The following is a 14,635-nucleotide window of genomic DNA, read 5'->3' as shown; positions in this document are numbered from 1 at the left end:
GTGTGAAAGGCAGGAGCCGGCTTCTGCGATCAGGCCAGCGCCCCGGCCAGCACGGCCCCGGCGTCGGCTTCGATCTTCAGTCCGGCCAGATCGTCGGCGCGCGTGCGCCCGCGATTGAGAATCGCGATCGGCATCCCGGCCTCGTGCGCGCCGCGCACGAAGCGGAAGCCCGAATAGACCATCAGCGACGAACCCACCACCAGCACCGCATCGGATGCCTGCAGCGCCTCCTGCGCCTGCAGGTAGCGCTGGCGCGGCACGTTCTCGCCGAAGAACACCACGTCGGGCTTGAGCATGCCCGCGCAGCGCGCGCACGGGGGGACATTGAATGCGCTGAAATCATGGCCGTCCAGGTCGGCGTCGCCATCGGGAGCGGTGGCGGCGTCCAGGTGCAGCCAATCGGGGTTCGATTGCGCCAGCCGTTGCTGCATGTCCGCGCGTGGCAGGCGGTCGCCGCAAGCCAGGCAGACCACGTCGTCGAGGCGGCCGTGGAGATCGATGACGTTGTGGCTGCCGGCGCGCTGGTGCAGGCCGTCGACGTTCTGGGTGAGCAGGGTCGTCAGCCGGCCCTGCGGCTCCCATCCTGCGAGGGCGCGATGGGCCGCATTGGGCTGCGCATCGGCGATCCGCGGCCAGCCTATGAAGCTGCGTGCCCAGTAGCGCGCATTGACCCGCGGGTCGGCGGTGAAGGCCTGGTAGGTGACCGGTGGCGTTCGTTTCCACTGGCCATCGCCGTCGCGGTAGTCGGGGATGCCCGAACCGGTGCTGCAGCCGGCGCCGGTGAGGACGAACACACGCTGCCGGGGGCGCAGCCAGTCGCGCAGCCGCTGCGCGTCATCGTGCGGAGCAGAGGAGGTGTTGGGAGCGAGTGACATGCCCCCATCTTCTCATTCGCGACGTTTCATCCAGGCCGCCATCTGGCCGCCATCTGGCCGCCAACCTGAACGTCGTCTCATGGGCTGAGACAGCGCTGCGACACGATCCCGACATGCCACTGGATGCCTTTCATCCCGCCGTAGCCGCCTGGTTCGCCAGGTCGTTCCCTGCGCCCACGCCGGCGCAGGTACAGGCGTGGCCGGCCATCCGCAGCGGGCGCAACACCCTGGTCGCCGCACCGACCGGTTCAGGCAAAACCCTGACCGCCTTCATGACCGCGATCGACGGGCTGGTGCGACAGGGCCTGGCCAATGCCGAGGGCAGCGGCCTGTTCGGCAACGAAGCGGTCGCGGCATTGCCCGACGAAACCGTGGTCGTATACATCTCGCCGCTGAAGGCGCTGTCGAACGACATCCGCATCAACCTCGAGGCGCCTCTGGCCGGCATCCGCGCGCAGTTGCAGGCGATGGGCCTGCCCGACGTCGAGATCCGCACGGCGGTGCGCACCGGCGACACCCCGCAGGCCGAGCGCGCGCTGACCCGGCGCAAGCCGCCGCACATCCTCGTCACCACGCCCGAGTCGCTGTACGTGCTGCTCGGTTCCGAGTCCGGCCGCGCGATGCTGGCCAGCGTGCGCACGGTGATCGTCGACGAAATCCACGCCGTGGCCGCAAGCAAGCGCGGCAGCCACCTGGCGCTGTCGCTGGAGCGGCTGGAGGCACTGGCCGGCCATGGCCTCACCCGCATCGGCCTGTCGGCAACGCAGAAACCCATCGAAGACGTCGCACGTTTCCTGGTCGGCGCTGGCGCGCCTGAGCCCTCCCCTTCAAGGGGAGGGTTGGGAGGGGATGGGTTAGAAGGGGATGGGTTAGATGGGTTGAGCGGCGATGGGCCGGGCTGCACCATCGTCGACATCGGCTACACCCGCGAACGCGACCTCGCCCTGGAGCTGCCGCCGACACCGCTGAGCGCGGTGATGTCGCACGACCAGTGGGACCAGGTCTACGCACGCCTGGCCGACCTGGTCGAGCAGCACCGCACCACGCTGGTGTTCGTCAACACGCGGCGCATGGCCGAGCGCGCCGCGCGGCATCTGGGCGAGCGACTGGGCAAGGACGTCGTCGCCGCGCACCATGGCAGCCTGGCCAAGGAGCTGCGCCTTGAGGCCGAGCAGAGGCTCAAGCGCGGCGAGCTGCGGGTGCTGGTGGCGACCGCCTCGCTGGAGCTTGGCATCGACATCGGCGACGTCGACCTGGTCTGTCAGCTCGGTTCTCCGCGATCGATTGCCGCGTTCCTGCAGCGCGTCGGCCGCTCGGGCCACCACGTCGGCGGCGTGCCGAAGGGCCGGTTGTTCCCGCAGACGCGCGACGAGCTGGTCGAATGTGCGGCGTTGCTCGACAGCGTGCGCCGCGGCGAACTCGACGCCCTGGTGATGCCCGATGCGCCGCTGGACGTGCTGGCGCAGCAGATCGTCGCCGAAGTGTCGTGCCGCGAATGGGACGAGGACGCGCTGTACGACTGGGTTCGGCGCGCATCGCCGTACGCGAGGCTCAAGCGCGAGGATTTCGACGCCGTGGTGCGCATGCTCGCCGACGGCTTCACCACGCGTCGTGGCATCCGCGCCGGCTACCTGCACCGCGATGCGGTCAACCGCAAACTGCGCGGCCGCAAGGGCGGGCGCATGACCGCGCTGATGTCTGGCGGCACCATTCCCGACACGGCCGACTACTCGGTGATAGTGGAGCCGGAGTCGCTGTTCATTGGCACGGTCAACGAAGACTTCGCCATCGAGAGCCTTGCTGGCGACATCTTCCAGCTGGGCAATGCCAGCTACCGCATCCTGCGCGTGGAGCCCGGCAAGGTACGGGTCGAGGATGCCCAGGGCGCGCCGCCTAGCATCCCGTTCTGGCTGGGCGAAGCGCCCGGTCGCACCGACGAGTTGTCGTATGCGGTCTCGCGCCTGCGCGAGGAAGTGGCATCGCGACTGGACGATGGTGTTCTCCGCAGCGATCAGGAACTCGACGCAGACCGCGCCTTGCCGCACACACATGCGGCCAGCGAGTCGTGGCTTCATGACGATCTCGGCTTGCCTGTCGCCGCCGCGCAACAGATCAGCGAGTACCTCGCCAGCACACATGCCGCGCTCGGCGCGATGCCCAGCCAGCACACCCTGGTGCTGGAACGCTTCTTCGACGAGAGCGGCGGCACCCAGCTGGTGATCCACACGCCCTACGGCAGCCGCATCAACCGTGCCTGGGGCCTGGCCCTTCGCAAACGCTTCTGCAGGCAGTTCAACTTCGAACTTCAGGCGGCCGCCACCGAAGATGCCATCGTGCTGTCGCTGTCGACCAGCCACAGCTTCCCGCTGGAGGAAGTCTCGCGCTACCTGCATTCCTCGTCGGCCGAGCACGTGCTGATCCAGGCATTGCTCGATGCACCGATGTTCGGCGTGCGCTGGCGTTGGGCGGCGACGACGGCGCTGGCGTTGCCGCGTTTCGTCGGCGGCAAGAAAGTGCCGCCGCAGTTGCAACGAATGAAGTCCGAGGATCTGCTCGCCACCGTATTCCCCGACCAGGTCGCCTGTGCCGAGAACCTCGTCGGCGAGCGCGAAGTGCCCGACCATCCCCTGGTCGCACAAACGCTGGACGACTGCCTGCACGAGGCCATGGATGTCGAAGGCTGGCTGCGCCTGCTGCGGGCGATGGAAGCGGGCGAGGTCAGGATCGTCGCGCGCGACCTGAGCGCGCCGTCGCCATTTGCGGCGGAAGTGCTCAATGCCCGCCCGTACTCCTTCCTCGATGACGCGCCGCTGGAGGAGCGTCGCACCCAGGCCGTGCAGACGCGCCGCTATGCCGACGCGCAAAGTGCCGACGACCTCGGCCGACTCGATGCGTCGGCCATCGAGGCCGTGCGCGAAGAGGCCTGGCCGCAGGTGCGCAGCGTCGACGAGATGCACGAGGCGCTGATGGGCCTGGGCGTGGTGACCGCGCGGGAGGTCCGCGAGAACGGCTGGGCCGACTGGCTGACGCGACTGGCGAAGGATCATCGCGCCACCACGATCCAGAGCCCCGGCGCCGCGAGCGGCGTTGCGGTGAGAGCGGGCGTGGCGGTGATCGTCGAAGGCACCGGTCTGTGGTGCGCGGCCGAACGGCTTCCGCAGCTCCAGGCCATCTATCCGGAAGCCGAGCTGCAGCCGCGCATCGAAGCCCCCGCCGAATTCATGCAACAGCCGTGGACGCGCGAGGAAGCGCTGGTGGAACTGCTGCGTTCGCGCCTGACCGGCCTCGGCCCCACGCCGGCGCAGGTGCTCGCCGACGAGCTGTCGCTGCCGCGGACCGATATCGAGCAGACACTGCTGCGCCTGCAGAGCGAAGGCTACGTGATGCAGGGCCGCTTCACCCCCGGCATCGATGCGGACGAATGGTGCGAGCGGCACCTGCTGGCACGCATCCACCGCTACACGTTGCGGCGCCTGCGTCGCGAGATCGAACCGCTGGCGCCGCGAGACTTCATGCGCTTCGCCTTCGACTGGCAGCGCGTGGGGCCCTCCGCCCGCGTCCAGGGGCCCGAAGCACTGGCCGGTGTGCTGTCGCAACTGGAGGGTTACGAGGCGCCGGCATCGGCGTGGGAGTCGGAACTGCTTCCCGCGCGAGTCAGCGATTATTCGATTTCGTGGCTGGACGACCTGTGCACGTCAGGACGGACGCAGTGGACGCGCCTGCGTGCCGGCAGCAACGAAGCCAACGCCGCGCGCGGCAGCACGCCAGTTCGCAGCACGCCGATCGTGCTGCTGCCACGCCGCGACGCCGCGGCCTGGACGCGGCTTGCGCCGCCGCTGGGTGCCGACGAAGCCCTCTCCAGCCGCGCCCAGCGCGTCCTCGACCATCTGGCCGGGCACGGCGCTTCGTTCTTCGACGAACTGGTCACCGGCGCGCACCTGCTGCGCACCGAGCTGGAAGACGCGCTGGCCGAACTGGTCGCGCGCGGACGCATCCACTGCGACAGCTACGCCGGCCTGCGCGCGTTGCTGGTGCCGGCATCGAAGCGGCCGGGCGCGCATCCCGGACGCCGCCGCCGCGCGGCACTGTTCGGCATCGAGGATGCCGGTCGCTGGGCATTGATCAAGCGCGCACCGGAGAGCGCCAACGAGAAGCGCGAACCGGAGGACGTCGAGCACATCGCGCGGGTGCTGCTACGGCGCCATGGCGTGGTCTGCTGGCGCATGTTGGAGCGCGAGGCGTCGTGGCTTCCGCCGTGGCGCGAACTGGTGCGCGTCTACCACCGCCTCGAAGCGCGCGGAGAGATCCGCGGCGGCCGCTTCATCGCCGGCCTGTCGGGCGAACAGTTCGCGCTGCCCGAGGCGATCGGGCTGATGCGCCAGGTCCGGCAGCGGCCGCACGATGGCGCCCTGATCTGCGTGTCGGCGGTCGATCCGCTTAACCTGCTCGGCACCGTGCTCACCGGCAACAAGGTGCCGCGCCTGGCCGGTGCGCGGATCGCCTTCCGCGACGGCGTTGCCGTGGCGACCCTCGTCTCGGGCGAAGTCGAAATACTGGCCGAACTGGAACCGGACGACGCCCGCGTCGTGCGCAAGGCACTGCTGCGCGAACCGGACTCCACGTTCGCTGCGACGGCAGTCACGCCCTGAGCGGGTGACGCGCTGCTCCTGGTCGGAACCGCCTGCGCCACCGCGATTGCCAAGCAGCCTGCCGCGGATGATGCTCGCACTGTGAGCGCCCCCGACCGCCACCGCCAACCCGACCACCAGGGCCTCATCGTGATCGGCCATCGCGGTGCCAGCGGCTATCGCCCGGAGCACACACTGGAGTCCTACCGCCTGGCGATCCGCCAGGGCGCCGACTTCATCGAGCCGGACCTGGTCGCGACCCGCGATGGCGTCCTCGTCGCCCGCCACGAGAACGAGATCTCAGGCACCACCGACGTCGCGACGCATCCGGAATTCGCCAGCCGCCGCACCACCAAGACGATCGACGGCATCGCCCAGACCGGCTGGTTTACCGAGGACTTCACCCTTGCCGAACTGAAGACCCTGCGGGCGAAGGAGCGGATCCCGGCGATCCGGCCCGACAACACCCGTTTCGACGGCACGTACACGATCCCGACCCTGGCCGAAGTGATCGCACTGGTGAAGCGCGAGGCTCGCAACGGCCGCAAGGTCGGCATTTATCCCGAGACCAAGCACCCGACCTACTTCGCGCGGGAGGGACGGCGACTCGATGGCCGCCCCATCGGCATCTCGCTCGGCGCGAAACTGGTCGAGACGCTGGTGGCGGAAGGGTTTACCGATCCGTCGCGGATCTACGTGCAGAGCTTCGAGTTCGAGAACCTGATCGAACTGAAGAAGAAGCTGATGCCAGCCGCGGGCATCGACGTGCCGCTGGTGCAGCTGTATGACGACCTCAATGAAGCCAGACCCTATGACGTGGTCTACAACACCACCCACGGCGCCGACCTGGCAGCGCTGTACGCCGGCTTGTCAGGCAAGGTCGAAGGCGGTTTGACTGCAACGACACGGTACGGCGCATTTGCGACCGAATCCGTACTGCAATGGATGAAGGCCAACTACGCCAGCGGCGTAGGCCCGTGGAAAGGCAGCCTGCTACCGCGCCAGCCGCTCGCACCGCCGCGCGACGGCAACGGCGACGGCAAGGCCGAACTGGCCGGGCAGGGCGCCGGCCTGGTCCATCCGATGCTGGGCTGGGCGCTGAAGGCCGGATTGCAGGTGCATCCGTACACGCTGCGCGCCGAGGAAACGTTCCTCGCGCAGACCCAGGGCGGCATCACCCAGTCCGTTGTCGCCGAGGCAATGCAGCTGTACGGCCTGGGCGCGCAGGGCTTCTTCATCGACCAACCGGACCAGGGCGTGCTGGCGCGGGACCTTTTCCTCGAACTCAGTCGCGTCGATCCCGAACGCTGACGCAAAGAAAACCGCCCGGGTCTCCCCGGGCGGTTTCGTCAATCCATCGCCCTGAAGCGACTTACTTCTTGGCTGCCTTGCCGGTCGCCTCGGAGCCCGAGGTGGCGGTCAGGCCACGCTTCTCCAGCAGCGGCTCGATCTTCGGATCGTGGCCGGCGAAGTTGCGGAACAGCTGCAGCGCATCGACGCTGCCGCCCTGCGACAGCAGCGACTGGCGGAAATGGTCGCCGTTCTTGCGGGTCAGTCCACCGTTCTGCTTGAACCATTCAACCGAGTTCGCGTCCAGCACTTCCGACCAGATGTAAGCGTAGTAGCCGGCGGCGTAGCCACCCATGATGTGGCTGAAGTACGGCGTGCGGTAACGCGGCGGCACCGCGTAGAAGTTGACGCCGTCCTTCTTCAGCGCGGCGGCTTCAAAGCCCATCACGCCGTTGGCTGCAGGCAGCTGCGAGGCCGTCGCCTGGTGCCAGTTCTGGTCGAGCATCGCCGAACCCAGGTACTCGGTGGTGGCGAAGCCCTGGTTGAACTTCGAGCTGGCCAGCACCTTGTCCAACAGCTCCTTCGGCATCGCCGCGCCCGTCTGGTAGTGCTTGGCGTAGTTGGCCAGGATCGCCGGCCAGTCAGCCCACATCTCGTTGACCTGCGAGGGGTACTCGACGAAGTCGCGAGGCACGCTGGTGCCGGAGAAGTAGGGGTACTCGACATTCGAGAACATGCCGTGCAGCGCATGACCGAACTCGTGGAACGCCGTGGTCACCTCATCCCAGGTCATCAGCGTCGGCTTGCCTTCCGACGGCTTGGGGATGTTGAGGTGGTTGGCCACCACCGGCTTGAAACCGGTCAGGCCGGACTGGTCGACGTAGGAGTTCATCCACGCACCGCCGCGCTTGGAGTCGCGCGCGTACGGATCGAAGATGAAGATCGCCAGCTGCGTGCCGTCCTCGTTGAACACGTCGTACACGAAGGTGTCGGCGTGGTACTTGGGCAGGTCGGTGCGCTCCTTGAACTTCAGGCCGTACAGCTGGCCCGCAGCAAAGAACACGCCGTTCTCCAGCACGTTCTTCATCTCGAAGTACGGCTTGAGCTGCGACTCGTCGAACGCGTACTTCTCCTGGCGAACCTTCTCGGTGTAGAACGACCAGTCCCACGGTTCGAGCTTGAAGGTCGGCTGGCCCTTGGCCTTTTGTTCCTTGTCGATCATCGCCTGCAGGTCGGCGCCTTCGCGCTCGGCGTTGGCGACTGCAGCCGGGGCGAGCTGGCCGAGCATGCTGTTGACGGCTTCCGGCGACTTGGCCGTCTCGTCTTCCAGCACATAGGCTGCGTAGTTCGGGTAACCCATGATCTTGGCGCGTTCGGCACGCAGCTTGGTGACCTGGGAGACGATGGCGGTGTTGTCGTACTCGTTGCCGCGGCTGCCGCGGGCGATCGAGGCCTTGTGCAGGCGCTCGCGCACGGCGCGGTTGGTCAGCGACGCCTCCGGCGGCTGGCCGGTGGTGTTGAGCAGGGCGATGACGTACTTGCCGTCGAGCTTGCGCGCCTTGGCCGCTTCGGCGGCGGTGGCGATCTGCTCGTCGGTCAGGCCGTCGAGTTCAGCCTTGGTGTCTACAACAATCGCCGAAGCATTCACTTCGGCCAGCACGTTCTGGCTGAACTTGGTGCCCAGCGCGGCCAGCTCGGCGTTGATCGCCTTGGTGCGGGTCTTGTCGGCTTCCGACAGGTTGGCGCCGGAGCGGACGAAGTCGGTGTAGTAGCGCTCGATCAGGCGCACGCCCTGGGCGTCGAGGCCGAGCGTGGTGCGCGTGTCGTACAGCGCCTTCACGCGGGCAAAGAGCTTGGCGTTGAGGTTGATCGCGTCACGGTGCGCGGAGAACTTCGGCGCGTAGGTCGCCTGCAGCTTCTCGCGCGTGTCGTTGGTGTCGGTGCCGACCAGGTTGAAGAACACCGTGGTGGCGCGGGTCAGCGTGCGGCCCGACTTCTCCATCGCGATGATGGTGTTGTCGAACGTCGGCTTGGCTGCATTGTTGGCGATCGCATCGATCTCCTTCAGCTGCTCGGCCATGCCGGCGTCGAAGGCGGGCGCGAAGTCGGCGTCCTTGATCTTGTCGAACTGCGGGTAATGCAGGGGCAGCGGGGAGTCGCTGAAGAACGGATTCACGCTGTTGGGCGTCGGGGTTGGCGCGCTCACGGACGTATCTGCCTTGGGAGTCTTGGCATAGGTGGGGGCGGTTGCGCTCAATGCCACGGCCAGGGCCAGCGCGAGAGGGTGCTTCATTGGACGGAGACCTCGTCAAAGGGAGCCCGCAGCCTACCCGATGGGGGGCAATTGGACCCCTGACGAAAGGCATGGGGGGACGAACGGCCCGCGCCGGCACAGGCTGGCTACACTTCGGGCAAGGGTCGCCGGCCAGCCGGCGACCAGCGCGATCCATCACCGAGGGGAAAAATCCATGACCGTCCGCACCCGCGCCGCACTGACCCGCGCCGGATTCAACCACGGCCGATTCAACCATGCCGTCACCGGCAGCCTGCTCCTGGGCGTCGGCCTGCTCGGACTGGCCAGCACCGCCATGGCCGCCGAGACGCTGCGCTACGTCGCCCTGGTCGACGGGGGCAAGCAGGCCGGCCAGCAGGTCGTGACCCACCGCGACGACGGCAGCTACGCCGTCGACTTCATCTTCAAGGACAACGGCCGTGGCCCGGAGCTGAAGGAGGAGTACACCCTGGCCGCGGACGGCACCTATACCCGCTACCGGGTCCAGGGCACGTCGACCTTCGGCGCCGCCATCGACGAGAGCTTCAGCCGCAAGGGCGACCAGGTCGAGTGGAAGTCGAAATCCGACGACGGCAGCCAGAAGGTTTCGGGGACCGCGCTGTACTCGCCGCTGGGCGGCTCGCCGGCCGGGTTCTCGGTGGCGATGGGCGCGCTGGCCAAGCGCGCCGACGGCAAGCTGCCGCTGATCCCCAGCGGCACGCTCACTTCGCGCAAGGTGGCGCAGGCCCAGGTCCAGTGCGGCGCCACGCAGCGTCCGGTGCAACTGCTCGCCGTCACCGGCGTCGGCCTGACGCCGACGTTCGCCTGGGCAACCACGGACGCCAGCCCGCGCCTGTTCGCCTACATCTACCCCGGCTTCCTGCAGCTGATCGAAGACGGATGCCAGGGCGGCGCCAATGCCCTGGAGGCGCAACAGAAGCTGGCCGAGGCCGAGGCGCTGGTCGACCTGGCCAAGCGCCTGGGCCATCCGCTCGCCGGCGCCACCCTGATCCGCAACGCGCGCGTGTTCGACAGCGAAAACGCACGCCTGGGTGCGGCCAGCGACGTGCTGGTGAAGGACGGCACGATCGTATCGGTGACGCCGACCGGCAAGGGCGGCAAGGTCAAGGCCGACAACATCATCGACGCCGGCGGCAAGGTGCTGCTGCCGGGCCTGTTCGACATGCATGCCCATGTCGGCCGCTGGGACGGCGGGCTCAACCTCGCCGCAGGCGTCACCACCGTGCGCGACATGGGCAACGACAACGCCACGCTCCAGCAGATGCTCGGCGAGATCAAGGCCGGCACGCTGATGTCGCCGGACGTGGTGCCCGCCGGTTTCATCGAAGGCGAGAGCAAGTACTCGGCGCGCAACGGCTTCGTGGTCAAGAACCTCGACGATGTGAAGAAGGCGGTCGACTGGTACGCCGAACACGGCTACCCGCAAATCAAGATCTACAACTCGTTCCCGAAGGACATCCTCAAGGACACCGTGGCGTACGCGCACTCCAAGGGCATGCGCGTCAGCGGCCACGTGCCGGCGTTCCTGCGCGCGCAGGACGTGGTGGACGACGGCTTCGACGAGATCCAGCACATCAACCAGCTGATGCTGAACTTCTTCGTCGATGACAAGACCGACACGCGCACGCTGGCGCGGTTCTACCTGCCGGCTGAAAAGACCGACGGCCTGGACCTGGACAGCAAGCCGGTGCAGGACTTCATCGCCACGCTGGCTTCGAAGAAAGTGGTGATCGACCCGACCCTGGCCACGTTCGAGTTCCTGCACCAGCGCAACGGCGAGATGTCGCCGATCGTGGCCGACGTCGCCGACCACCTGCCGCCGGACATCCAGCGCGGCCGTCGCGCCGCCGAGATGAACATCCCCGACGATGCCACCGCGGCGCGCTACACCCGCTCCTACGCCAAGATGGTCGAGTTCGTCGGCCGCGCCTACAAGGCCGGCGTGCCGATGGTGGCCGGCACCGACGAGATGGTCGGCTTCACCCTGCAGCGCGAGCTGGAGCTGTATGTCCAGGCCGGGCTGACCCCGTCGCAGGCCCTGCAGGTGGCGACCTGGAACGGAGCGACCTATAGCCGCACGCTCAAGGAGCGGGGGTCGGTCACCCCCGGCAAGCGCTCCGATATCGTGCTGATCGACGGCGATCCTACCACCAACATCGCCGATATCCGCAATGTGGCGCTGGTGATCAAGGGCTCGACCGCCTATTACCCGAGCGAGATCCACGAGGCGCTGGGGATCAAGCCGTTCGTGCCGGCGGTGAAGGTCAGCGCCGCGCGCTGACCAATGCCACCCTGGCCGCGCCTGCGGCCAGGGTGGGGGTTCAGGCGTACGCCCGGGTACGGCGCTTTAACAGTCTGGTAACATTCCGCCCGTCATGTCAGCCGCCGTGGCGCGGACGGGTCCGCGCCGAGGTCGTCAGGGGACGGCCTGAGTCCACGTATCGCCGCATCGCGCATGTCGGAGAGAGGCATGTTCGCTGCGTCGGCCTTCGAATCCTTGGCGTCCCATCCTTGACGCCACCCATCGAGACCGCTCAATGCCTTCCATGCCGCTTGCACGCAAGCTTCCCCGCCACGCCCTGACCGTCGCCATCGCCCTGATGCTGCCGGCCCAGGCCGCTTTCGCGCAGGATGCGCAGACCCCGACCGACACCGCACCGGCGCAGACCGCGCAGCCGGCCAGCGGCAAGTCCACGACGCTGGAGACCATCGAGGTCACCGCGCAGCGCAAGGTCGAAAACCTGCAGGACGTGCCGGTGTCGGTCACCACGCTCAATGCCGAGCAGCTCGATGTGCTGGGTTCCGGTGGCAACGACGTGCGCTTCCTGTCCGGTCGCGTGCCCAGCCTCAACATCGAATCCTCGTTTGGTCGCGCCTTCCCGCGCTTCTACATCCGCGGCTACGGCAACACCGACTTCCGCCTCAACGCGTCGCAGCCGGTGTCGCTGGTCTATGACGAAGTCGTCCAGGAAAACCCGATCCTCAAGGGCTTCCCGGTGTTCGACCTGGATCGCGTCGAAGTGTTGCGTGGCCCGCAGGGTTCGCTGTTCGGCCGCAACACCCCGGCCGGCGTGGTCAAGTTCGAGTCGGTTCGTCCGTCGCAGGATTTCGGCGGCTACGGCAAGCTCGGCATCGGCAGCGACAACATGGTCAACTTCGAGGGCGCCGTCGGCGGCGGCCTCAGCGAGAACTGGTCGGGACGCGCCTCGGTGCTGTTCCAGCGCCGCGACGACTGGGTCGAGAACACCTACCCGGGTCCGAACGACGGTTTCGAAGGCTATGACGAATCGGCCGGCCGCGTGCAGTTCCTCTACGAAGGCGAGTCCTTCGAAGCGCTGCTCAACGCCCACGCCCGTCACCTCAACGGCACCGCGCGTCTGTTCCGCGCCAACATCATCAAGCCGGGCACCAACGACCTGGTCGACGGTTTCGACGAGGACAAGGTCTCGCTCGACGGCCTCAACCACTCCGAGCTCGACAGCCAGGGCGCCAGCGCGCGCCTGACCTGGGACATCGGCGACTACAAGCTGTATTCGATCACCGGCTACGAGTCGGTCGAGACCTACAGCCGCGGCGACATCGACGGCGGTTTCGGCGCAGTGTTCCTGCCGGTGTCGGGCCCGGGCGTGATTCCGTTCGCGTCGGAAACGGCCGACGGCATTCCGTCGCACGCGCAGTGGACGCAGGAGTTCCGCGTCGAGTCCGACCTGGACAGCGCATGGAACTGGCAGGCCGGCCTGTTCTACTTCAACGAAGACTACGACGTCGAAAGCTTCAGCTACGACTCGCTGGCCGGCGGCATCCAGGACGGCTACGAGCGCGTCAACCAGACCAACGACTCGTGGGCCGTGTTCGCGGCGACCACGTGGGACGTCAATGACGCCTTCCAGCTGCGTGCCGGCGTGCGTTACACCTGGGACGACAAGGACCTGGGCGTCGAGGAGTACTGGCAGACCGGCTTCGCTCCGTGCGTGCTCGGCGGCAAGTGCACCATCGCGCAGCTGGCGGCGATGGAGCCCGATGGCGACCTGGACGAGTCGACCTCCGACAAGAAGTTCAACTGGGACCTGTCGGCCACCTACGAGATCAACGACGACGTGAACCTCTACGGCCGCGTCGCCACCGGCTACCGCGGCAGCAGCATCCAGGCCGCGGGCGCGTTCAACGGCATGTCGATCGCCGGTCCGGAAACCTCCACCTCGTACGAGGCGGGCATCAAGGCCGACCTGTGGGACAAGCGCGCGCGCCTCAACGCCGGCGTCTTCTACTACGAGATCAAGGACCAGCAGCTCACCGCCGTGGGCGGTTCGACCGGTAACGCCAACATCCTGCTCAACGCCGACAAGAGCACCGGCCAGGGCTTCGAGATGGACTTCCAGGCGTACCTGGCCGACGACCTGCTGCTGACCCTGGGCAGCAGCTACAACGACACCGAGATCAAGGACCCGACCCTGGCGGTCTCGCCGTGCGCGGCCTGCACCGTGACCGATCCGCTCGACATCAACGGCAAGGCACTGATCGACGGCAACGTCCTGCCGCAGGCGCCGAAGTGGAACCACAACCTGACCCTGCGCTGGGGCATCCCGATGGACAACGGTGGCGAGTTCTACGCCTACACCGACTGGGTCTATCGCAGCGAAGTGAACTTCTTCCTGTACGACTCGGTCGAGTTCACCGGCAAGTCGCTGGTCGAAGGTGGCCTGCGCCTGGGTTACATGTGGGATTACGGCAAGTACGACCTGGCCGTGTTCGGCCGCAACATCACCGACGAAGTGCAGGTCGTGGGCGGCATCGACTTCAACAACCTCACCGGCTTCATCAACGAGCCGCGCACGGTTGGCGTGGAGTTCAAGGCCGGCTTCTGAGGCATTGGCCTGAGATTGCTGCGATCGTGTGACACCGACAACGCCGGGCCCGTCCCGGCGTTGTCGTTTCCGGCCGCAGGGCGGCCTGCGCGATGGCTAGCGCTCCCATGGCCGTGTCCGGCGCCTTGCCAACGTTTTCAGATTCCCGATGTCCCGCCCGGGCGCTATGCTCGGGGCCACAGTTCCGGAGTCACCCCCCATGACCACCGCCTACGACTTCAGCGCCACCGACATCGACGGCCAGCCGCGCCGGCTCGATGAGTTCCGCGGCAAGGTCCTGCTGATCGTCAACGTTGCCTCCCAGTGCGGGTTTACCCCGCAATACACCGGCCTGGAGAAGCTCTCCCGGGACTTTGGCGGCCGCGGCCTGGAAGTACTCGGGTTCCCCTGCGACCAGTTCGGCCACCAGGAGCCCGGGGACGAGGCCGAGATCCTCAACTTCTGCTCGCTCAACTACGACGTGACCTTCCCGCTGTTCGCCAAGGTCGAGGTCAACGGCGACGGCGCCCACCCCTTGTGGAAGTGGCTCAAGGACGAAAAGGGTGGCATCCTCGGCCTTGCGGGGATCAAGTGGAATTTCACCAAGTTCCTGGTCGGCCGGGATGGCCAGGTGATCAAGCGATACGCACCGACCGACAAGCCAGAGTCGATTGCGAAGGACATCGAAGCCGCATTGGGGTGATG

The 14,635-nt window shown here is 67.3% G+C and carries 7 protein-coding genes; 5 read left to right on the top strand and 2 right to left on the bottom strand.

Features of this window, described 5'->3' with window-relative positions; genetic code table 11:
* Positions 1-29: 29 nt before the first annotated feature.
* Positions 30-875, bottom strand: coding sequence for an NAD-dependent protein deacetylase (locus tag AC1DER_RS02605; protein ID WP_477244152.1), 846 nt, complete (start codon positions 873-875; stop codon positions 30-32).
* A 113-nt stretch (positions 876-988) separates the two neighbouring features.
* Between AC1DER_RS02605 and AC1DER_RS02600 the strand changes: the two genes are divergently transcribed.
* Together AC1DER_RS02600 and AC1DER_RS02595 are read left to right on the top strand one after the other, a co-directional pair.
* The gene (locus AC1DER_RS02600; RefSeq protein ID WP_477244154.1) at positions 989-5,524 is read left to right on the top strand and encodes a DEAD/DEAH box helicase; all 4,536 of its coding nucleotides are present in this window, start codon (positions 989-991) and stop codon (positions 5,522-5,524) included.
* Positions 5,525-5,605: 81 nt separating this feature from the next.
* Positions 5,606-6,814 (top strand): glycerophosphodiester phosphodiesterase family protein, encoded by a 1,209-nt coding sequence (locus tag AC1DER_RS02595; RefSeq protein WP_477244156.1) that lies wholly within the window; start codon positions 5,606-5,608, stop codon positions 6,812-6,814.
* A 61-nt stretch (positions 6,815-6,875) separates the two neighbouring features.
* Here the strand turns inward: AC1DER_RS02595 and AC1DER_RS02590 are convergent, their stop codons facing one another.
* Positions 6,876-9,086, bottom strand: coding sequence for a M3 family metallopeptidase (locus AC1DER_RS02590; RefSeq protein WP_477244158.1), 2,211 nt, complete (start codon positions 9,084-9,086; stop codon positions 6,876-6,878).
* Between the two features lie 175 nt (positions 9,087-9,261).
* Between AC1DER_RS02590 and AC1DER_RS02585 the strand changes: the two genes are divergently transcribed.
* The 3 genes from AC1DER_RS02585 to AC1DER_RS02575 all read left to right on the top strand — a co-directional run bounded on the left by AC1DER_RS02585 (position 9,262) and on the right by AC1DER_RS02575 (position 14,633).
* Positions 9,262-11,367, top strand: coding sequence for an amidohydrolase family protein (locus AC1DER_RS02585; RefSeq protein WP_477244160.1), 2,106 nt, complete (start codon positions 9,262-9,264; stop codon positions 11,365-11,367).
* A 265-nt stretch (positions 11,368-11,632) separates the two neighbouring features.
* Positions 11,633-13,951: a TonB-dependent receptor gene (locus AC1DER_RS02580; RefSeq protein WP_477357624.1), complete on the top strand. Its 2,319-nt coding sequence runs from the start codon at positions 11,633-11,635 to the stop codon at positions 13,949-13,951.
* Positions 13,952-14,150: 199 nt separating this feature from the next.
* The gene (locus tag AC1DER_RS02575; RefSeq protein ID WP_441816080.1) at positions 14,151-14,633 is read left to right on the top strand and encodes a glutathione peroxidase; all 483 of its coding nucleotides are present in this window, start codon (positions 14,151-14,153) and stop codon (positions 14,631-14,633) included.
* Positions 14,634-14,635 lie beyond the last annotated feature (2 nt).

The sequence above is a fragment of the Lysobacter sp. 05T417 genome (genome assembly GCF_056396405.1).
This window is presented reverse-complemented; position numbering and strand designations above follow the sequence as displayed.